General features: G+C 45.0%; 22 protein-coding genes, 2 tRNA genes and 1 riboswitch. Of the genes, 17 read left to right on the top strand and 7 right to left on the bottom strand.

Annotation, left to right across the window (positions count from 1 at the left end; genetic code table 11):
* Nucleotides 1-82 precede the first annotated feature (82 nt).
* From AC1RR2_RS06170 to AC1RR2_RS06100, 15 genes are all read left to right on the top strand, one after another.
* Nucleotides 83-158, top strand: a tRNA-Asn gene (locus tag AC1RR2_RS06170).
* 64 nt (nucleotides 159-222) lie between these two features.
* Nucleotides 223-298, top strand: a tRNA-Asn gene (locus AC1RR2_RS06165).
* A gap of 112 nt (nucleotides 299-410) precedes the next feature.
* A riboswitch (TPP riboswitch) is annotated at nucleotides 411-508 on the top strand.
* Between the two features lie 57 nt (nucleotides 509-565).
* A complete protein-coding gene (locus tag AC1RR2_RS06160) occupies nucleotides 566-2,692 on the top strand; it encodes a TonB-dependent siderophore receptor (RefSeq protein WP_493221421.1) in 2,127 nt (708 codons plus the stop codon).
* Nucleotides 2,693-2,879: 187 nt separating this feature from the next.
* Nucleotides 2,880-3,362 (top strand): Fe-S cluster assembly transcriptional regulator IscR, encoded by a 483-nt coding sequence (gene iscR / locus AC1RR2_RS06155; protein ID WP_186889179.1) that lies wholly within the window; start codon nucleotides 2,880-2,882, stop codon nucleotides 3,360-3,362.
* A gap of 15 nt (nucleotides 3,363-3,377) precedes the next feature.
* Nucleotides 3,378-4,646 carry an IscS subfamily cysteine desulfurase gene (locus AC1RR2_RS06150; protein WP_493221420.1) on the top strand — a complete coding sequence of 423 codons (1,269 nt, stop codon included), beginning with the start codon at nucleotides 3,378-3,380 and terminating at the stop codon, nucleotides 4,644-4,646.
* Between the two features lie 179 nt (nucleotides 4,647-4,825).
* Nucleotides 4,826-5,212, top strand: coding sequence for a Fe-S cluster assembly scaffold IscU (gene iscU, locus AC1RR2_RS06145; RefSeq protein WP_189346603.1), 387 nt, complete (start codon nucleotides 4,826-4,828; stop codon nucleotides 5,210-5,212).
* A 49-nt stretch (nucleotides 5,213-5,261) separates the two neighbouring features.
* Nucleotides 5,262-5,585 (top strand): iron-sulfur cluster assembly protein IscA, encoded by a 324-nt coding sequence (gene iscA, locus AC1RR2_RS06140; RefSeq protein WP_493221419.1) that lies wholly within the window; start codon nucleotides 5,262-5,264, stop codon nucleotides 5,583-5,585.
* A gap of 24 nt (nucleotides 5,586-5,609) precedes the next feature.
* Entirely contained in the window at nucleotides 5,610-6,113 is a 504-nt protein-coding gene (gene hscB / locus AC1RR2_RS06135) for a Fe-S protein assembly co-chaperone HscB (protein WP_493221501.1), read from the top strand.
* A gap of 103 nt (nucleotides 6,114-6,216) precedes the next feature.
* Nucleotides 6,217-8,082: a Fe-S protein assembly chaperone HscA gene (hscA, locus tag AC1RR2_RS06130; protein WP_493221418.1), complete on the top strand. Its 1,866-nt coding sequence runs from the start codon at nucleotides 6,217-6,219 to the stop codon at nucleotides 8,080-8,082.
* Nucleotides 8,083-8,102: 20 nt separating this feature from the next.
* On the top strand, nucleotides 8,103-8,441 hold the full coding sequence (gene fdx, locus AC1RR2_RS06125; RefSeq protein WP_493221417.1) for an ISC system 2Fe-2S type ferredoxin: 339 nt from the start codon (nucleotides 8,103-8,105) through the stop codon (nucleotides 8,439-8,441).
* A 295-nt stretch (nucleotides 8,442-8,736) separates the two neighbouring features.
* Entirely contained in the window at nucleotides 8,737-10,344 is a 1,608-nt protein-coding gene (locus AC1RR2_RS06120) for a sensor histidine kinase (RefSeq protein WP_493221416.1), read from the top strand.
* Nucleotides 10,345-10,521: 177 nt separating this feature from the next.
* Nucleotides 10,522-11,316 carry a thymidylate synthase gene (locus tag AC1RR2_RS06115; RefSeq protein ID WP_493221415.1) on the top strand — a complete coding sequence of 265 codons (795 nt, stop codon included), beginning with the start codon at nucleotides 10,522-10,524 and terminating at the stop codon, nucleotides 11,314-11,316.
* 15 nt (nucleotides 11,317-11,331) lie between these two features.
* On the top strand, nucleotides 11,332-11,826 hold the full coding sequence (locus AC1RR2_RS06110) for a dihydrofolate reductase (protein ID WP_493221414.1): 495 nt from the start codon (nucleotides 11,332-11,334) through the stop codon (nucleotides 11,824-11,826).
* 7 nt (nucleotides 11,827-11,833) lie between these two features.
* The gene (locus tag AC1RR2_RS06105) at nucleotides 11,834-12,403 is read left to right on the top strand and encodes a DUF4337 domain-containing protein (protein ID WP_493221413.1); all 570 of its coding nucleotides are present in this window, start codon (nucleotides 11,834-11,836) and stop codon (nucleotides 12,401-12,403) included.
* A 12-nt stretch (nucleotides 12,404-12,415) separates the two neighbouring features.
* Complete coding sequence (locus AC1RR2_RS06100) at nucleotides 12,416-13,213, top strand: MipA/OmpV family protein (protein WP_493221412.1); 798 nt, start codon at nucleotides 12,416-12,418, stop codon at nucleotides 13,211-13,213.
* Nucleotides 13,214-13,281: 68 nt separating this feature from the next.
* Here AC1RR2_RS06100 and AC1RR2_RS06095 read toward each other — a convergent pair whose 3' ends face one another.
* Entirely contained in the window at nucleotides 13,282-13,956 is a 675-nt protein-coding gene (locus AC1RR2_RS06095) for an ABC transporter ATP-binding protein (RefSeq protein ID WP_493221500.1), read from the bottom strand.
* A gap of 102 nt (nucleotides 13,957-14,058) precedes the next feature.
* On the opposite strand from AC1RR2_RS06095, the gene AC1RR2_RS06090 reads away from it, so the two are divergent.
* Together AC1RR2_RS06090 and mnmH are read left to right on the top strand one after the other, a co-directional pair.
* A complete protein-coding gene (locus AC1RR2_RS06090) occupies nucleotides 14,059-14,655 on the top strand; it encodes an arylesterase (protein ID WP_493221411.1) in 597 nt (198 codons plus the stop codon).
* Complete coding sequence (gene mnmH, locus AC1RR2_RS06085) at nucleotides 14,655-15,728, top strand: tRNA 2-selenouridine(34) synthase MnmH (protein WP_493221410.1); 1,074 nt, start codon at nucleotides 14,655-14,657, stop codon at nucleotides 15,726-15,728. The genes AC1RR2_RS06090 and mnmH overlap by 1 nt, the downstream gene beginning before the upstream one ends.
* A gap of 144 nt (nucleotides 15,729-15,872) precedes the next feature.
* Here mnmH and ccoS read toward each other — a convergent pair whose 3' ends face one another.
* The 6 genes from ccoS to AC1RR2_RS06055 all read right to left on the bottom strand — a co-directional run bounded on the left by ccoS (nucleotide 15,873) and on the right by AC1RR2_RS06055 (nucleotide 21,123).
* Nucleotides 15,873-16,016 carry a cbb3-type cytochrome oxidase assembly protein CcoS gene (gene ccoS, locus AC1RR2_RS06080; RefSeq protein ID WP_493221409.1) on the bottom strand — a complete coding sequence of 48 codons (144 nt, stop codon included), beginning with the start codon at nucleotides 16,014-16,016 and terminating at the stop codon, nucleotides 15,873-15,875.
* A 30-nt stretch (nucleotides 16,017-16,046) separates the two neighbouring features.
* Nucleotides 16,047-18,317, bottom strand: a complete 2,271-nt coding sequence (locus AC1RR2_RS06075; RefSeq protein ID WP_493221408.1) for a heavy metal translocating P-type ATPase — start codon at nucleotides 18,315-18,317, stop codon at nucleotides 16,047-16,049.
* Nucleotides 18,314-18,574 (bottom strand): heavy metal translocating P-type ATPase metal-binding domain-containing protein, encoded by a 261-nt coding sequence (locus tag AC1RR2_RS06070; protein ID WP_493221407.1) that lies wholly within the window; start codon nucleotides 18,572-18,574, stop codon nucleotides 18,314-18,316. Before AC1RR2_RS06070 ends, AC1RR2_RS06075 begins: the two co-directional genes overlap by 4 nt.
* 432 nt (nucleotides 18,575-19,006) lie before the next feature.
* Nucleotides 19,007-19,393 (bottom strand): Rieske (2Fe-2S) protein, encoded by a 387-nt coding sequence (locus AC1RR2_RS06065; protein ID WP_493221406.1) that lies wholly within the window; start codon nucleotides 19,391-19,393, stop codon nucleotides 19,007-19,009.
* A 4-nt stretch (nucleotides 19,394-19,397) separates the two neighbouring features.
* Nucleotides 19,398-20,057 (bottom strand): HAD-IA family hydrolase, encoded by a 660-nt coding sequence (locus tag AC1RR2_RS06060; protein ID WP_493221405.1) that lies wholly within the window; start codon nucleotides 20,055-20,057, stop codon nucleotides 19,398-19,400.
* Between the two features lie 58 nt (nucleotides 20,058-20,115).
* The gene (locus AC1RR2_RS06055; RefSeq protein WP_493221404.1) at nucleotides 20,116-21,123 is read right to left on the bottom strand and encodes an RluA family pseudouridine synthase; all 1,008 of its coding nucleotides are present in this window, start codon (nucleotides 21,121-21,123) and stop codon (nucleotides 20,116-20,118) included.
* Nucleotides 21,124-21,180 lie beyond the last annotated feature (57 nt).

The raw sequence follows: 21,180 nt of genomic DNA, 5'->3' as shown, positions 1-21,180 counted from the left end.
CTCAAGATTCAAGAGAAAATGGCCATTTTCCGCAAAAACTTTTGACAAGTTTAGGAAAGCTCCCTATAATGTTTGTCTCTGTTCCTTGATAGCTCAGTTGGTAGAGCGACGGACTGTTAATCCGCAGGTCCCTGGTTCGAGTCCAGGTCGAGGAGCCACAGAATTTTGTAGCTCTAGAAATAGAGATGTAGTGCAATAAAAGTTTAGAAGCGAACCTTCTATTCCTTGATAGCTCAGTTGGTAGAGCGACGGACTGTTAATCCGCAGGTCCCTGGTTCGAGTCCAGGTCGAGGAGCCAATTTAAAAAGCCTTGTAGAAATACAAGGCTTTTTTCGTTTCCGCAGAATCATTACACAATCACCGCACACGCTCTTTCACAAAGCCCTCAAAGCGGTTTTATGTTAAAGTCTCGCCTTCGCTAGGGGTCCTGCGCATTTAATCGCGGGTGAGATAGTCCCTTGAACCTGATCTGGATAATGCCAGCGAAGGGAAGCGCAAGATGACTCCACTCATCCGCCCTCTTTTGCTTGGCTCGCCCAGACACAACCAAGTAGAAGAGCACATCATGTCAAATTCACGTTTTCGCTTAAGCCTAATTGTCATCGCAATTGCACAGGCATTTACTATTTCCTCAGTGGCCTACGCCCAAAGCAAACAGCAAGCTTTACAAGAAGTAGTAGTCAGCGGCAGTCGCAGCGGAAAAACCGAAACAAGTAAAGTCGGCGGCTTTATTGAAACTGCTTTGCAAGATACTCCACTCTCAATCACCACTTTCTCCGCAAGTCAATTGCAAGATTTGCGAATCCGCCAAACCACCGATGCAATGAAATTTGATGCCAGCGTGAATGAGGCTTACAACGCCATCGGTTATGCGGAACAATTTTCAATTCGCGGCTTTGCGCTCGACAATTCATCCAGCTATCGCAAAGATGGCTTTGCAATTCCGGGTGATGCCTCCATTCCCCTGGAAAACAAAGAACGCCTGGAAATCTTAAAAGGCATCAGCGGCTTGCAAGCAGGCTTCACCACACCTGGTGGCATCTTAAATTATGTAACGAAACGCCCTAGCAATACTGTATTACGCACTATCACTTTAGAAGCGAGCGAACGCGGCACTTTATATGGCGCAATCGATCTCGGCGGCAAATCCGATGACAAACAATTTGGTTATCGCATCAACGCGGCTGGTGAAAAATTACGCTCTTACGTCAAAGGCGCAGACGGTGAGCGTCAATTCGTATCCGCTGCATTTGACTGGCAAATCAGTCCACAAGCTCTATTCCAGATTGATCTCGACCATCAACACAAATCGCAATTATCCGTGCCGGGATTTCAATTATTTAATGGCACCGATCTGCCACGCGACATCGCTGCCGACTTGATGCTGAACGACCAAAAATGGGCAAAGCCCGTTGACACAACCAACCGCAACATCGGCCTGCGCTTTGAATATCAACTAGACAGCAATTGGACGGCAAGCATCTCCAGTAACCATCATGAATTCAAGCGCGATGATTACACCGCGTTTCCCTATGGTTGTGGCGCGCAAGATCTATATCCAGGCTATTGCGTCAATGGCGATTACGATGTGTACGACTATCGCAGCCTGAACGAGTCCAAATCATTACGTGGCGCACAAGCCCTACTCAATGGCAAATTCAGCACTGGCGATGTGCAACATAAACTAGCTATAGGCTTGAGCAACTCTCAACGCCGCGACTACTTTGGTGACTATGTGTACGATTACGCGGGCAGCAGTAACTTGTTTCGCCCAGTCGCAGTATCTCCATCAAGCAAGAAGACAGGATCGGTTTCTTTACGCCGCACCGATAAAGAAACTTCACTCTTCGCACAAGACATTATTAGCTTAAATAGTCAACTCGACCTGCACGCAGGCTTACGCCATCTGAAGGTAGACCGCATGCAAGCAGGCAGCCCCGAATTTGAACAAAGCTACAATCTGCCGAACCTGGCATTGGTATTTAAGCTTGACAATGCCATCAGCACCTATGTCAGCGCCAGCGAAGGCTTGGAACACGGCGGCGTAGCACCATTTGGCACCAAGAATGAAAACCGCATGCTCGACGCAGGGAAATCCAAGCAAGTGGAAGTTGGCTTCAAAGCTGCACTAGACCGTGACTTCAATGTTTCTGGCGCACTATTCCGCATCACCAAACCGCTCGAGTACACCAATGCAGCAAACATGTTCGTCAGTGCGGGTGAAGCAGAACATCGCGGACTGGAGTTATCAGCGCAAGGCAATTTAAGCAAAGACTGGACACTTGGCGCCAGCGCTACAGCAATTAATGCGGTTCAAAATAATACAGGTGATACGACAATTGAAGGCAAACGTGTGACGAATGTGCCGAATTTTAAATCCACGATCTACTTTGACTACACCCCAATATTGCTGCATGCAATTCAGCATGGATTTCATATCACTGGTTCCTGGCAATACTCAGGCAGCAAATCGTTTAGCCCAGACAATAAAATCACCGTACCAAGTTATAACGTGATAAATCTTGGTACACGTTATACGACACAACTGAATGGCGTCGTCAGCACCTTCCGATTCGATATCAACAATGCTTTCAATAAATTCTATTGGCGTGATGTAACGCAAAGTTTGGGTGGCTATTTGTTCCCAGGCGCACCGCGTACTTATAAAATCTCGGCACAATTCGACTTCTAAGCGATATTTCTCATAGAGGCGAGCCAACAAGTTCGCCTCCCCCTCCCGCACAGCCCTTCACTTTTGCAAAAACAGGCAGTACCTGACAAGATTACTCAAGTTTGCTATACTTGAGTCAAATGCTCAGGATTAAAGTTTATTCATGACTTTTGCCCCGCATCACTAAACAAGTTTGGAGTATTGACTCATGCGTCTAACCACTAAAGGCCGATTTGCTGTTACAGCCATGATCGATCTTGCCTTACGTCAAGACAATGGACCGGTCACGCTGGCGGGCATTAGCCAACGCCAGGATATTTCCTTATCGTATCTTGAACAGTTATTCGGCAAGCTGCGTCGCCATGAAATCGTCGAATCCGTACGCGGGCCCGGCGGTGGTTATAATCTAGCCCGCAAAGCGCAAAATGTAACGGTGGCTGACATTATCATCGCAGTCGACGAACCACTCGATGCGACTCAATGCGGCAGCAAAGGCAATTGCCATGGCAGTGACCATGACAATGGCATTCACTGTATGACACATGATTTGTGGGCCACGCTGAACGCCAAAATGGTCGATTATTTAGACTCTGTTTCTCTGCAAGACTTGGTCAATCAACAAAAACAAAAAGCCCAAGATAAACCTATTGTTATCGTTCGTCACGGACACGCCGAACGCACTATTTCCTAAAATTTGGAGTTTTGAATGACTGCCGCAACTACAACTGTACCATTGACAAAAACTTTGATCGACACGCTGAAAGCACCGCATTTTCCGATTTACATGGATTATTCAGCGACGACTCCAGTTGATCCGCGCGTTGCCGACGTGATGATTCCTTATTTGCGCTCGCAGTTTGGCAATCCAGCTTCACGTAGTCATGCGTATGGCTGGGATGCCGAAGCAGCGGTCGAAGCAGCACGTGGTCATGTTGCAGCCTTAGTCAATGCAGATTCCCGTGAAATCATCTGGACTTCCGGCGCGACAGAAAGTAACAACCTCGCCTTAAAAGGTGCTGCCCAGTTTTACAAAGGCAAAGGCAAACACATCATTACGGTCAAGACTGAACACAAGGCAGTGTTAGACACTGTACGTGAATTGGAGCGTCAAGGTTTTGAAGCAACTTACTTGCAACCGCAAGACAATGGTTTGATCACGCTCGATCAATTAAAAGAAGCGATCCGCCCTGATACGATATTAGTCTCCGTCATGTGGGTGAATAATGAAATCGGCGTGATTCAACCTATCGCCGAAATCGGTGAATTGTGCCGTGAAAAAGGCATCATTTTCCATTCAGATGCGGCACAAGCAACAGGCAAAGTGGAGATCGATCTGGAAAAAGTCAAAGTTGATTTAGTCTCTTTCTCCGCGCATAAATCCTATGGTCCAAAAGGCGTGGGCGCCTTGTATGTACGTCGCAAACCACGCGTGCGTTTAGAAGCGCAAATGCACGGTGGTGGTCATGAGCGCGGCTTGCGCTCAGGTACTTTGGCAACACATCAAATCGCTGGCATGGGAGAAGCCTTCCGTATCGCGAAAGAAGAAATGGCTAACGAATTGGCACACATTCGTACTATGCGTGATCGTCTTGCAAAAGGTTTAAACGAGATCGAAGAAACGTACATCAATGGCGATATGGATCACCGCGTTCCACATAATTTGAATGTGAGTTTTAACTATGTCGAAGGCGAATCTTTAATCATGGCGATTAAAGATATTGCAGTATCTTCGGGCTCAGCTTGTACGTCTGCAAGTTTGGAACCGTCTTACGTTTTACGTGCTTTGGGTCGCAGTGATGAATTAGCGCATAGCTCGATTCGTTTCACCATCGGTCGCTTTACTACCGAAGAAGATATTGATTTCACCATAGAACTCTTGAAATCCAAAGTCGGCAAATTGCGCGAATTGTCTCCGCTTTGGGACATGTACAAAGACGGTATCGACATCTCAACCATACAATGGGCAGCACATTAATGAACGCCACTACAAATCCAATTTTTGGGCGCATATCTGCGTTGCAAATCCTCGCAATACCGACTTATTGCTGCGGTTTGCGCCTTGATCTGCATCCCAACAATTGAATTTTTAGCGGATTCATCTTGAACTCAAAATGAAGTAAAGAATTAGCTTCGCTTACAAAAGGAATTTTTATCATGGCATATTCAGAAAAAGTATTGGATCACTACGAGAATCCACGTAACGTTGGCGCGTTTGAAAAAGGTGATGACTCTGTCGGTACTGGCATGGTCGGCGCACCTGCTTGCGGCGACGTCATGAAATTGCAAATCAAAGTTGGTGCTGATGGCGTAATTCAAGATGCCAAGTTTAAAACTTATGGCTGCGGCTCTGCGATTGCGTCATCTTCTTTGGTCACTGAGTGGGTTAAAGGTAAAACTTTAGATCAAGCTTTGAGCATCAAGAACACAGAAATTGCGGAAGAATTGGCGCTGCCACCGGTCAAAATCCACTGCTCAATTTTGGCAGAAGATGCGATCAAAGCGGCTGTACTTGATTACAAAAACAAGCATAGCGCTGAATAATTTTATTCAACTTATTTTTCGCGCAGTTTTAGCGCAATTTGGATAGATCATGGCGATTACTCTGACAGAAAAAGCAGCAAAACACGTGATCCGTTATATGGAACGTCGCGGCAAAGGCATAGGCTTGCGCTTCGGCGTCCGTACAACGGGTTGCTCTGGCATGGCGTATAAATTGGAATATGTGGACGAAGTCGGCGCCGAAGATCAAATCTTCGAAACCCACGGCGTAAAAGTGTTCGTCGATCCTAAGAGCCTGCCTTACATTGATGGCACAGAGCTGGACTTCGCACGTGAAGGCTTGAACGAAGGCTTTAAATTCTACAACCCAAACGTCAAAGACGAGTGCGGCTGTGGCGAGAGCTTCCGTATTTAAGGCACTATCTTCACATTCATGACTATGCAGAATCATTTCGCTCTGTTCAATTTACCAACCAGCTTCGAACTAGACCGTGCGCAACTCGATACCGCGTATCGCGAAGTGCAGTCTACCGTTCATCCGGATAAATTCGTACAAGCGGGCGATGCAGAAAAGCGGGTGGCGATGCAATGGGCGACGCAGGCCAATGAAGCGTATCAGACCTTAAAAGATCCACTCAAACGTGCGACCTATCTGTGTCATTTGAACGGCGTTGATTTGCAGACTGAATCAAACACCAGCATGCCTGCGAGTTTCTTAATGCAGCAAATGGAATGGCGCGAAGCTTTTGACGATGCTCGGCACAGCAACAATATGACAGTGATGCTCCAGCTAGAAAAAGAAGTACAAGCGGGTTTAAAAGCACAAACGGCAAATGCCGGTGTTGCGATTGCTAGCGGTAATTTTCAAGCAGCTGCGCAAGATATTCGCGCTTGTTTATTTTTAGAAAAATTTCTGGCTGATATTGCTGCCTTTGATGATTAAATAATTCATCGCTGATTCTTTGTAATTCTTTCGTAAGCTTCAGCCCAATAGCAACCAACTAATAATAACCGACGACCTACAGCGTCACCCTCACGACAAAATTATGGCATTACTGCAAATTTCAGAACCCGGCATGTCCACTGCCCCGCACCAACATCGTTTGGCGGTCGGCATTGATTTAGGAACGACCAATTCCTTAGTTGCCACCGTGCGCAATAGTATTCCTGAAATTCTCAATGATGAGGAAGGCCGCTCATTACTACCGTCGGTAGTAAGATATTTACCGAATGGTCATGCGCATATCGGTTTCAAAGCACAAGCAGAGCAAACAACAGATCCGAAAAACACCATCGTTTCTGTTAAGCGTTTTATGGGACGCGGATTAAAAGATATCGCGCATGCTGAAAACTTGCCTTACGATTTTCACGATGAACCTGGCATGGTGCAATTAAAGACCGTTGCTGGCATCAAAAGTCCAGTAGAAGTGTCCGCACAAATTCTCGCAAGCTTACGCCAACAAGCTGAAGATGCTTTGGGTGACGATTTGGTCGGTGCGGTTATTACCGTTCCCGCGTACTTTGATGACGCACAACGTCAAGCAACCAAGGATGCAGCGAAACTGGCTGGTTTAAATGTATTGCGTTTGCTAAACGAACCCACCGCAGCGGCGATTGCCTATGGTCTGGATAATGGTTCTGAGGGTGTGTACGCAGTCTACGATTTGGGCGGTGGCACTTTCGATATTTCGATATTACGCATGAGCAAAGGTGTATTCGAAGTTTTGTCGACTGGTGGTGACTCAGCACTTGGTGGCGATGACTTTGACCATCGTCTGTTCTGTTGGATTTTGCAGGAAGCCGGTCTATCTTTACTAAATGATGCTGATACCAGTGTGTTGATGGTAAAAGCGCGTGAAGCCAAAGAAATTTTATCGACCCAAACTTCCACTTACATCGATGCCAAACTCTCCAATGGCGAAGTCGTACATTTGCAAATTACCAAGAGCATTTTTACCGAAATTACAGAAAACCTGGTCATCAAAACGATCACACCTTGTCGCAAGGTTTTACGAGATGCAAAACTAACTGTCGATGATATTGATGGTGTTGTCTTGGTTGGTGGTGCGACACGCATGCCACATGTACGCAAAGCCGTCGGTGAATTTTTCCAAACTACGCCATTAGCAAATATCGACCCCGATAAAGTCGTTGCACTCGGTGCCGCAATTCAAGCGAATCTTTTGGCCGGAAATCGCGCTGCGGGTGACGATTGGTTACTCTTAGATGTCATTCCTTTGTCTTTGGGTATCGAGACTATGGGTGGATTATCTGAAAAAGTCATTCCGCGTAACTCCACCATTCCTTGCGCCCGTGCACAAGAATTTACAACGTTTAAAGATGGTCAAACTGCACTAGCGATTCATGTAGTCCAAGGTGAACGCGAACTCGTCAGTGACTGCCGTTCTCTGGCTAGATTTGAATTGCGCGGCATTCCACCTATGGCGGCTGGTGCAGCCCGCATACGCATCACCTACCAAGTCGATGCGGATGGTCTGCTATCAGTATCAGCGCGCGAAATGCGTTCAGGGGTTGAATCTTCTATCGTGGTCAAACCGTCGTATGGTCTGGCCGACGATGAAATAGCACGCATGTTGCAGGACTCATTTAGTTCTTCTGATAGCGATATGCAAGCTCGTGCTTTGCGTGAAGAACAGGTAGAAGCTGATCGCTTACTGTTAGCCATTGAATCAGCCCTAGCCAGCGATAAACAATTACTAAGCGCAGAAGAATTACAAAAAATCGAAACACTGATTGAAAATTTGCGCCAAACCAAGCAAGTTAGCGATCATGACACCATTAAAGCCAGTATTACAGCACTGGCAGATGGCACAGAAGAATTTGCAGCGCGCCGCATGGATCAAAGTGTACGCAGTGCTCTCGCAGGTAAGAACCTGAACGAGTTTGAATAATTTTCCCAATAAAGAACATCATGCCTATCATCACTATATTGCCGCACGCTCAACTCTGCCCTAATGGCAAAACAATCGAAGTTGAAGAAGGCAAATCTTTGTGCGAAGCCCTGGTAGAGAATGCAGTAGAAATCGAGCATGCCTGCGAAATGTCGTGCGCGTGCACGACTTGCCACGTTGTGGTTCGTCAAGGATTTAATTCTTTAAATGAATCAAGTGATGATGAAGAAGATTTACTCGATGCTGCATGGGGTTTAGAAGCGACTTCGCGTCTGTCCTGCCAAGTCAAATTAGGCGAACAAGATATCACTATAGAAATTCCTAAATACACAATTAATCACGCACGTGAAAATCACTAGAAATCGACATATTGTTTTCATTTAATTAAATATCGCAGACACAAATTATTAATACTTTGTAGTTTTTGCGATAAGTAGGAATTGAATGGGCCTAACTTCGGTAGCTTCGCTTGTGTAAAGTACTAAAACCTTTTACCATCAGCAACAACTTCTTCTAAAAAATACGAGCAAGAAGTTGCACCGCCTTCCAGTAACCACTACCGACTCGTGCCGCAAGAGTAAAGCACAAAGTCTGTAAAATCGAAAGACGACGTATGCTGCTGGCCTTTTACGAAAAAAAGAACGTGGTGAATCAATGAAAACGCCCACATTCATTTCCTCAATTATCAGTCGTATTACTTTACGTTTGGCTGTGGTTCTGGCCGTATTCTTTGGCTTATTGGTTACATCTGCCGTTTTGATTCCTACTCAATTAAGTACGATCAGAGCAGATAGCCTAAGAAAATTGGAAGATGATCACAAACGATCAGCCGCCATTCTCGCTGTTATTTTAAGCGAGCCTGTTTGGCAAATCACGCCAGAAATTGCCAATTTATCCAGTGAAGTCGTCTTCTCTAACCCCAACGTTTCAGAGATCAACGTCATCACGTTGCCGGACAAAAAAACCTTTATTACTACCTCACGTAAAGCCAGTCAAAAAGGACCCTTTCGCACCAAATCCGAACCGATTATGCATGGCGAACAAGTCATTGGCGAAGTTCAATTAACTTTCGCCGAAGATATTATGCTTGCAGAGATCACAGCGAATGTTTACCGCGCTATTTTTGTGACCGCTACTTCCTTCCTCCTGTCCGTGCTCTGCATTTTTGTTGTATTGCAGTGGCGCTTAGTGCTACCAATTAAGCAGCTGATTGAAAAATCGGACATGCTCGCCAATGGCGAACTCAATGAAGTTATTGCATTTGATCGTAAGGACGAAATCGGCCATCTCGCAGTCAGCTTAGAGGCTACCCGCCAGGCTTTACAGCGCTCGTTTAGAGAGCTCGAAATCAAAAACCAACAATTACTCGAGTACTCTGGCACATTGGAATCAAAAGTTCGACAACGAACACAGGAATTAGAAAATGCCAATCATCACTTAGAAGCCGCTCTGGCCAGTGTCAATAGCGCTCAAAACGAATTGGCCAGAATTGAACGCATGGCCGCGTTAGGCTCTATGGTTGCTGGTGTCGCCCACGAACTCAATACCCCGCTAGGCAATTGCTTATTGGTTGCCAGCACTTTAAGCGACGAAACCCGCCAGATCGGTAAAGCGATGACAGATGGCACCATGCGTCGTTCCGATTTATCGCATTATGTTGATGCAGCCACAGAGTCGAGTAAATTATTGATGCGCGGTTTACAACAAGCAGCTCAGTTGGTCGGCGATTTCAAGCAAGTCGCAGTTGATCAATCGAGTGCGCAACGTCGTAAATTTACCTTGGTCGTCGTATTCCAGGAACTGGCAGCTCTGCTTCATTCCAGCCTGCGCAAAACACCGTTTAATCTTGAACTGGATATTCCCGACGATATCGAGCTTGATAGCTATCCCGGGCCACTAGGTCAAGTGTTTAGTAACCTCGTCAACAATGCCGTAGTACATGGTTTGGATGGCATGAACCAAGGTTACATGCGCTGTATGGCACGACGTCAGGGTGATCAGGTATTAATTGTTTTTGAAGACTCTGGTAAAGGTATTCCGCCTAGCATCATCAAACGAATCTTCGAACCATTTTTCACGACGAAGTTCGGTAAAGGTGGTAGTGGGCTTGGTCTTAGCATCACCTTTAATATCATTACCAATGTATTAGGTGGCGACATCCGTGTGACCAGCGAACCAAATCAAGGCGCACGCTTTGAAATGACAATTCCTTTGGTCGCTCCAGGCAATCAAGATGGTCACGACGATAGTATGCGTGCATAAGCTACTGCACTGAGCTGTTATACTAAGCATCAACTCTGAAATTATCCAGCCTTGCCATTTCGAGTGACAAGGCTTTTTTGTTCTTGCAATGCATGTTTAAAGATGCAGAAAGTAGCAATTTCTTAGGCGGCATTTCAACTATTTTAACTATTTCAACGATATTTTAAAGCTAAACAAATGCAACAGTATCTCGATTTTATGCGTCACGTACAGCAGCATGGGAATGTCAAAACTGACCGTACTGGCACCGGCACGCTTTCAGTCTTTGGTTATCAAATGCGTTTTGATTTAAGTCAGGGCTTTCCCTTAGTAACCACGAAAAAACTGCACTTAAGATCGATTATTCACGAATTAATCTGGTTTTTGGCAGGCTCGACTAATACCAAATATTTAAAGGACAACGGCGTCTCGATCTGGGATGAGTGGGCCGATGAAAACGGCAATCTAGGCCCAGTGTATGGCTCGCAGTGGCGCAGTTGGCCTTTGCCCGACGGTGGCCATGTCGACCAAATCGCACAATTGATGGAGCAAATCAAAAGCAATCCAGATTCTCGCCGATTGATCGTGTCGGCTTGGAATGTAGCCGATATTCCACAGATGAAATTACCGCCCTGCCATGCTTTCTTTCAATTTTATGTTGCAAATGGTCGTCTTTCCTGTCAGCTATATCAACGTAGTGCCGATATTTTCTTAGGTGTGCCATTCAATATTGCTTCGTATGCGTTATTGACCCACATGGTGGCCCAACAAACTGGATTAGAAGTTGGCGATTTCATCTGGACGGGTGGCGATTGTCACTTATATAGCAATCATTTAGACCAAGTCAAAGAACAACTTTCACGCCAGACTTTCACTTTGCCAAGTCTGAAAATCTTGCGCAAACCCGATTCCATTTTTGATTACAAATTTGAAGACTTTGAAATTGAAAATTATCAATTTCATCCACATATCAAAGCACCAGTGGCCGTATAAAAAAGATTGTTAACCATGTCTGACTCCGTACCAAACGTAAGCATTATCGTTGCGACTGATAAAAACCATGGCATAGGAATCAATAACCAACTGCCATGGCATTTACCCGAAGATTTAGCACACTTCAAACGCACCACCTCAGGCCATCCTATTTTGATGGGGCGCAAAACCTTTGACTCTATCGGCAGGCCACTTCCAAAACGTCAAAATATCGTCATTACCCGAAATACGAATTGGGTACATGACGGCGTTGACACGGTCACGTCTATACAAGATGCCTTGTCCTTGGTCAGAGGTCAAACCGCCTTTGTGATTGGTGGTGCAGAAATTTACCAACAAGCTTTAGCTTTTGCACAACAATTGATTGTGACTGAAATCCAACAGACCTATCAATGTGATGCCTTCTTTCCAAAAATTGATCCTGCGGTCTGGCAAGAAGAGCGGCGCGAGTATTTCATCGCCGAATCGAATCAGTTACACTATGCAATTGTTACTTACATAAGAAAATAGGATAAAAATGTCAGGACACGGATTCCACGTTCATGGACCACATGATCATGAACTCGAACATGCAGCTCACAGCAACGATGATTTTTCCAGCAAAATCGCCGTTATGACCGCCATTATGGCCACGGTTGGTGCCTTAATCGGCTACAAAGGCGGTGCCACGCAAAATGAAGCCGCCATGTTAAAGAACAGTGCAGCGATCACAAAAACCGATGCTGCTAATAGCTGGAGTCATTATCAATCAAAATCAAATAAACAGAACTTAGCAGAACTCGCCTTGTCTATTCCCGGTGTTGATGGTGAAAAATACAAATTAGACATAGAACGTTACAAAAAAGAAAAAGAACAAATCAAAAAAGAAGCAGAAGCATTTGAGAAACAGGTAGTAGAATTAGAAGCATCGTCTGAAGCTGCCTTGCACCAACATCATCGTTGGGCACAGTCTATGACTGCAGTTCAAATTGCAATATCATTAGCCGCAATAGCACTACTGACCAAGAAAAAATGGCTGCAATACGCTTCTTATGCAGTAGCGACAGCTGGTCTCGGTATTGCTGCCTTAGCTTGGATGCATATTTAGAGAGTCACAGTTATGAAAAAAATGATTTGTTTCACAATTTTGTGTGGGTCGCTCAGCGCTTCATTGAGTGTGTCTGCGCAAAATTTTGGTGTCGATCAATTTTCATCGATCAAGAACGTTGATGGCACTCAACAATTAGTGGGTATCACTACACTCAAATCGGTCGGCATGAGCAATTTATTTGATGGTGCCAGCAAGAACAAACGAGGATTGCAACTTAGCAATAACAGCTTAACGAGCCTGAACTTTTCTAATTCAGACAAGCTCGAATATGGCGTCCATTTCAATATAGAAAATCCGCAAGATTATCTTGAATTGAATCGTAAAGATTTCAATCGCGACAGCTTCAGCAGTCCTAAACTGGCCAGCTCAACACTGACTTCAGGTGCTCATTTAAACTATCGCATTACTCCCAACTACGCCCTGACTTCATCACTAAGCTTTAGCAATGGGAACGAGCGTGGAGCACAATTGAGTGTAGGCGCAAAAGCGACCAGTATCTTCAATAAAAAACACCGTTTAACTACGGCCTTCAGTATTAACTGGGGCAGTCAAAATTATGTCGGTGGTAATTTATGGAATCAGATCGATAGCAAATACATACAGAATACAAATAGTTTGAATCTCATAAATTACTCGCCTCGTGCTGAGCTACGTTTGGGTACCAGTTGGAATTGGAATATTGACCCTAGTTGGTCTTTGTCCACTGGCGTATCCGCGCGTCATATGTTGGGAGATAGCAGCAAGAATCCTTTCCTGCAACAAAGAACGCCAGTGACGATCTTCTCGGTTATCACCTATCGCTTCTAAAAAAATGGCCCAAGCAAGTTGGGCCATTTTTCTATCATCTATTGACGCCTGTTCAACAGGAAAAATCGCTACATCAATCGTCCAGCTGCGATAGATAAAGTTCGTCCGCAACGTGCGGCAATCGATAAATCATGCGTCACCAGTACCAGGGTAGAACCGCGCTCGCGGTTCAGTTCAAACATTAACTGAATTACAGACTCGCCAGTGGCGGCATCGAGACTTCCGGTCGGTTCATCGGCGAATAACAAAGGTGGTTCAGTCACAAACGCCCTGGCTAACGCCACCCTTTGTTGTTCACCGCCAGAAAGAAACTTAGGATAATGTTTCAGTCGGCTACCAAGGCCGACTTTTTTTAACATTTCTTCAGCTTTTGTTTTAGCATCTTTGTCACCGCGCAACTCCAATGGCAACATCACATTTTCGAGTGCATTTAAATGCATCAATAATTGGAAGGATTGAAAAACAAATCCCAGCTGATTTTTACGCAGCAATGCACGACCATCTTCATCTAAAGAAAAAATGTCAGTGCCTCCTAGAAAGACTGTACCCTCTGTCGGGGTATCAAGACCAGCCAGAATACCCAGCAGTGTCGACTTTCCTGAGCCGGAAGCGCCGACTATTGCTAAGGTCTCCCCCGCTTCCGCAGTAAACTCGATATTATGTAGAATAGTGAGCTCGCCAGTTGCATCGGCCACCCGCTTACTCAAATTTTTTACCTGTATGGCGAACTTGCTTACCGGCATAGTTGCGGAAACTGTCGCTGAAATATTGTCATTGCTAGAAAGGTTCATGTTGAATTTATGCGCTTAAATTTTATAAAAAAACTGAAAGTCTTCAGTTTAATAATGTCTCTATTTTTACTGAATTTATTTTCTGCCCATGCGCATTCTGCACCAAAAACATTACTCGTGCTCGGTGATAGTTTATCTGCCGAATATGGGCTGGCTCGCAATACGGGCTGGGTTGCGCTGTTAGAAAAACGACTGCAAGAAAAGAAAATTCCCCTACAAGTGGTGAATGCCAGTACTAGTGGAGAAACCAGCAGTGGCGGCAAGACCCGATTAGGCGCCTTACTCAAAATTCATCAGCCGTCCATAGTAATTATCGAGCTCGGCGGCAACGATGCGCTGCGTGGTTTAGACTTAAATGCATCAGAACAAAATTTCCGTGACATGCTGCTGATGGTCAAAAACAGCAAAGCGAAGCCACTACTGGTGGCGATGCAAATCCCACCCAACTATGGAAAAGCCTATACCGAGAAGTTTTTTTCTATGTATGCCAAATTAGCTAAAGAAACCAATTCTGCGCTGGTACCTTTTTTCCTAAAAGGTGTGGCCGACAAAACCGAACTATTTCAAGCAGATCGCATACATCTCACAGCGCAAGCGCATCCGACCATGATGGAAAACGTCTGGCAACCACTACAGAAACTAATTAAGTAATGAAGCCTTCGCTATTAATCAGCTTTGAACAAGCCCATTCTCGTTTATCCGATTTTGACTGCATTATCGATGTCCGTAGTCCCGGCGAATTTGCTGAAGATCATATCCCTGGCGCCATTAATTGCCCTGTGCTCAACGATGAGGAAAGAATTCGGGTCGGCACCTTGTACAAACAAGTCGGTCCTTTTGAAGCAAAAAAAATCGGCGCTGCGCTAGTAGCCAAAAATATCGGACTTCATATTGAAAAACTATTTTTAGATAAGCCAAAAGAATGGCAACCTCTAATTTATTGTTGGCGCGGTGGCAATCGCAGTGGTTCTATGACACATGTACTAGCGAAAATAGGTTGGCACGCACAGCAACTAGATGGTGGTTATAAAAATTTCCGACGCTTTGTCAATCAAAGTTTGCCTGAATTGGCAGCGCGAGCAAATTGGCGCGTTCTTTGTGGTGAGACAGGCACTGGAAAAAGTCGCCTGATTCAAGCTTTACAAGCACAGGGTGCGCAAGTGATCGACCTTGAACAACTAGCACAGCACAGAGGATCCGTATTAGGTAAGTTGCCATCGAACGGACAGCCTTCGCAAAAATTTTTTGAAACGCAGATTTGGCGTGCTCTTTCTAACTTTGACTTTCGAAAACCTGTTTATGTCGAAGCTGAAAGCAAAAAAGTAGGTAACTTAAGAGTACCTGATGCCATGATGGACAGTATTCGTCAGGCAGCTTGCATTAAATTGGAACTATCGCTTACTGACAGGATAGAACTACTAACTGAAGACTATCAACACTTCGTTCACGATACCCAATTACTCAACGAACAGCTAGCCTGCCTGATCAGTATCCACGGCAAGGATCAGATCCGACATTGGTCTGAACTAAGTCAACAAAATAAAATACCGGAACTCATAGAAGAACTACTTTTGAGACATTACGATCCAGCATACCACCGCGCCATAACACGAAATTTTGGTCAGGCCGAAAACGCTAAAAAAATTCAGCTTTTAAATGGCAGTGATGAGACTTATCGCGAGCTTGCGCGTTGCATACAATTAGATGAAAATGAGAAAAATTAGTGATAGGACTTACGCAAAATTGCGCTGACTTGAACCCGCCCTCGAATGATTGAATCGGGGGGCGTGGAGCCGAGAACCGTGCGATTGCAAAGCGAGACGAACAGCACGAGGCAAGCGTCTGTTTTGCTTAAGTCCTAACTAAGTTCAGCCTTCTTTATCATCTATGATGCTACGACCAAGTTCATCGAGATCTTCAAATTGCCGGTGATGCAAAGCCCACCAAAATATCGCGCCAATAGCAAAAACCAGAATTACGCTTAACGGTACCAATAAATACAAAATCTCCATAATATTTTACTTTCATTCCAGCCATTTCAATCAAGCCAGCAGATGCAAATCATAATCTGGCGGCTTCATAGTCAACAATCGTAAACCATTTAAAACCACCAACAAAGAACTCAACGACATACCGAGTGCAGCATGCCATGGTTCTAGGTAACCAAAGACTGCGGCCGGCACGGCGACAAGGTTATAAAGTAATGCCCAGGCCAGATTTTGCCGAATCAAGCGATATGATTGATTCGCCAGTTTAATACCAAAACACAAGTCACTCAAACGGTTCGACATCAGCAAACAATCACTACGTGTTTGCGATATCGGCGCCCCCTGCCCCATCGCAACGGATACGTTCGCTAATGACAAGGCGGGTCCATCATTCATTCCATCCCCCACCATCGCCACCACAGCGCCCTGCTTTTGCAAGTCGAGGATATACGCATGTTTTTGAGCTGGATTCAAGCCAGCACGATATTCAGCGATATGACATTGCTCGGCAATATCAACGACCACCTGTTGCCTATCACCGGAAAGTAAAATAATTTCTTTACCAAGATTTTGTAAATCTGCAATCGCATTGACAGCCTCATCACGCAATTTATCTTCTAAAACAAAACACGCTATTAGCTTTTCAGTGTCACCAAAAACCGTCACTGTTTTACTTTGATAAGCAACAGGAATAGTCCAATCGCTATCACTCAACTCCCGCACATATTTGAGCTGACCTAAGCGATAAGTTCGTCCATCCAATTGCACCTCGACACCTGAACCAGCGAGCTCAATATGTTTATCTATCCGCAACTCATTCTGCCGCGTCTGTACGCCGGCTAAGTGCTCTGCAATGGCCTTAGACACTGGATGCAGTGACATTGCAGCCATCACGCTGATTATCTTTTTATATTCTGCGAGTTTTTCGCTATTAAGCTCAACGAGGAAATCTGCTTGCAACACTTTCAATTTACCAAAAGTCAGCGTTCCTGTTTTATCGAAAATGATGTGCGTCACATTCGCCAAGTTTTCGATGGCACTACCGCGCGTCACCAACAATCCAAATTTTGCTAACTGTCCAATTGCTGCCGACATCACGCCCGGTGTCGCTAAAGACAAAGCACAAGGGCAAGTCACAACGATCACGCTCACGGCAATCCACAATGCACGATCAGGATCAATGTAGGCCCACACGATTCCAGAAACCAATGCAACAATTAAGATCACCAACAAGAATCGACTAGCATGCTTATCCGCCAACTGAACCAGACGTGGTTTTTCCACTGATGCCGACTCCATCATCGCAATCAAACTGGCCAATAGGGTTTGGCTACCAACACCTTCTGCCTGCACAACTAAAGCACTATGCAAATTCACCGAGCCCGCTATAACTTTGCTGCCCGCTGACTTATTGACGGGATGAGCTTCACCGGTCATCAAAGCTTCATCACATGCACTAAGACCTTCTAGCACAATGCCGTCGCAAGGAATTTGCTCGCCAGGAGGCACCAATAAATAATCACCGATTCCAATTTCATCAGCACGACATTCTTGCGTGCGTTCACGAGAGGGATAGTCCAAAATTTTTCGGCCTAAAGTCGGATGGATTTGGATCAATACAGATAATGCAGCCGAGGTTTTTCGCTTAACGTTTTCCTCGATAAAGCGCGCGCCAAGTAGCAAGAAAACGAACATAATCGCAGAATCGAAATACACAGCGCCACCCCAAAAAGTGGCCCAGCAGCTAGCAACAAAGGTCAATAAAATACCCAAGGCCACTGGCACATCCATGCCTATATGGCGATATGCTAAATCACGCCATGCGCCTTTAAAAAAGGGCAAGGCAGAAAATCCTACCACTGGCAATGCAATGATCAAACTGGCGATCTTTAATAAACGATCTAAGTCGGGTGTTAAGTCGCCGTCGAGCGAAGGAACGGGAACCAAATAAGCAGGAAAGGCATACATCATGACTTGCATCATCGCGAAACCAGCGACAAACAAGCGCCATAAGGCGAGTTTTTTTTCTTTCGATTGAAATTCGCTTAATGATTGATTTGCAGGAAACGCGGCATAGCCCACATCAACAATCGCCTGCAAGATTTTTTTCAATTCAATTTGTGTTGGGTACCAGCGCAATTGCGCTTTTTGAGAAATGGGATTAATACGAAAGGATTCGACACCATTGAGCTGAGAAACACGAAATTCAATCAACTGTATGCAAGCAGCACAACGGATCCCGGCGACGCTTAACAATTCAGTTTCCAGCTGATCGATATCCGCAGGTAATACGGGTGATTGTAAATCAATACTATTTTGACTCATGCGAAGTCTTTACCGTCTTTACTATCACGCTTTGAACGTAAATAATCTTCGACTAAATTATTCTTCTCGATTGCATGTAATACGGCAAGACAACCATGACAGCAAACCGGATATTGCTGTTGCTGAAATGTCGCCATCAGGGCATGTTCTTTGTGCATACTTTCCCCACAGTGAAAGCAAAGACATTTTTCTCGTTTAAAGAAACGAGACAAGCGGGAAAAATGTACATCACAAAAATGGGCCAAAGCTAATTGCATGGATAATCCGTACGCAGGGCAAGCATCAGAAAAGTAAAAAAACATGATAGCGGACATCCGGATAATTTTCTTGATTTCACGCAAGAAAATTTAAGAAAACACCATTACCAAGATAAAGGCGAAGGCAGAAATGAAAAACGATGGCCGAAACCATCGTTTTTATCACTTGGGGGCTTATTAGAAGCCTCTAAACCGAGGTATGTTCACCCCGCGCTTGATCGTATTAGAAGGACTTTCTACTTCACACATAACCGGTAAAGAATAAACACCGGAGCTCAAATTCCATTCGTCTGAAATACAAAAATATTTATGTATATTGACCTCCTCTTTTGAACCAGTTACGACTCTAATATAGGCTAGTCACTCACGATTACAAAGAAAATTTTAACTATCTAAACGATTTTGAAGATTAAAAAAATTAAAATTATCAGATCAACTAGGAAGTGCTGCACTCGCAACTGGAGCGGCTAAGTAATCATCTGGCTGCCAATAAATTTTGCCATCGACTTCAGTCACTATCATTTTACGTAGTCGCCCACCACGGCAAGGGCCACCAGTACAATGTCCGGTTTCTGGCACATAAATCGCTCCATGCGTCGCGCACATAATGTACAGACCGCTGCCTTCGAAGAACTCACCTGGGGTCCAATCCAACTCAACTGGCACATGAGCGCAACGGTTCAGATAACCATGAGCAGTACCATCGTAACGAACAACAAATCCAGTAGCCTCGTCGCCACCGGCTTTCAAGGGAAAGCGAATCCCCTTTCCGCCTTCTTCCAATTCTTCAGAGTTACATATGAAAATTTCAGCCATCATTTCCTCAAGCATTTTCGGTGAGCCACTGATGCAGCTCGAAGACATTTTTTGCAGAATACAAAGGTGCCAGACTTGCTAAAGAACGAGCATCATGTGCACCGTACTCAACTGCTACTGACGCAGCCCCGGCATTGGCTGCCATTAGCAAGTCATGAGTAGTATCGCCTATCATCAAGGTACGCTGCATGTCCTGCCCTAATTCTCGGGTCAATTCTTGCAACATGGCAGGATGGGGCTTAGAAAAAGTTTCATCAGCACAGCGAGTCGCATCAAACATGGCGAGAACATTTGCACTATTCATTGCCCGATTCAGTCCTACCCGCCCCTTGCCAGTCGCCACCGCCAAGAAATATCCTTGCTGCGCCAGATCGGTGAGCATGTCACGCACCCCTGGAAACAAAGGCAATTCATGATCACGCAATAAATAATGATAGCGATAACGCTCTGCCATCTTAGGATAATACTTAGGATCAACATCCGGCATAACGGCTTGCATAGCATCGCCTAAGGACAAACCGATTACATGGGCTGCTGCACCTGCATCCGGGATGGGCAAGGAAAGATCTTTTGCTGCAGCCTGGATACACTTCACAATCGTGGTCGTGCTATCCATTAGAGTGCCATCCCAATCAAACACAATGAAATCAAATAATTTTTTTGCCATATTTCCCTAATTTTTTCTAAAACAAACTCAAGAGGTTTAGTCGAACTTTTGGCTCAAATCAGCTCAGAGTTTGCAAAAATTTCTCACATTCTTTTGGCAAAGGTGCATTCAAAGTCATTTGCTTACCGCTTTCTGGATGGGTAAACGTGATTTGATGCGCATGCAAAAACATGCGTTTTAAGGCTCCACGGCGATCCGTCGCTTTTAACAAAGCACGATTTAAGGCAAAGTCACCATATTTATCATCCCCTGCAATCGCAAAGCCACTGGATGATAAATGTACGCGGATCTGATGGGTGCGACCGGTTTTTAGTTCCGCTTCTAATAAAGCGAAATCGGCATATTTTTTCTTCAAGGTAAAAACCGTGTGAGACTCCATCCCATCGGCTTGCACACGCACGCGGCGTTCACCATCTGCCGTCGTATATTTGTGTAATGGTAGTTTGATGTGCTGACGTTGATTCTTCCAATCACCTGCAACCAAAGTCAGATAACGCTTATCGGTTTCGCCATCACGCATTTGTTCATGTAAATTGACTAAAGCCGAACGTTTTTTTGCTAACAACAGTATTCCTGAAGTTTCTCGGTCTAATCTATGTACCAATTCTAAAAATTTGGCTTCAGGTCGAGAGGCACGCAATTGCTCGATAACACCAAAGCTGACACCGGACCCACCGTGCACAGCAACGCCGGCAGGCTTATCAATAATTAACAAATGACTATCTTCAAACACAATCGCAAATTCCGCTCCCGGGACATGGGTCGTCTCTTTTTCAGCAATTCGTGTCGGTGGAACCCGTACAACATCACCCTCTTTTAAGCGATACAACTGATCAATGCGCCCTTTATTCACGCGTACTTCGCCCGACCGCAAAATCCGATAAACATGACTTTTCGGCACACCTTTGCAAATACGCAACAAAAAGTTATCAATTCGCTGACCTGCATCCTCTTCAGTGATAGTAATGAGTTGCACCTGTGCAAAAGTTTGCGAGGCAGTCTGCCCTTCAGCTATTTTGGATGGTTTTTGAGATATTCCACCCATATTTATCGCTAAGTCCTTCATTTTGAATATATAATCCCTGAGGCTAGAGCTAACAAAGCTTCAGCATGTGTAAGAAAG

The sequence above is a fragment of the Undibacterium sp. GW821-FHT11H02 genome, assembly GCF_058808015.1.
Note: the sequence above shows the minus strand (reverse complement) of the source record. Positions and strands in the feature narration are given on the sequence as shown.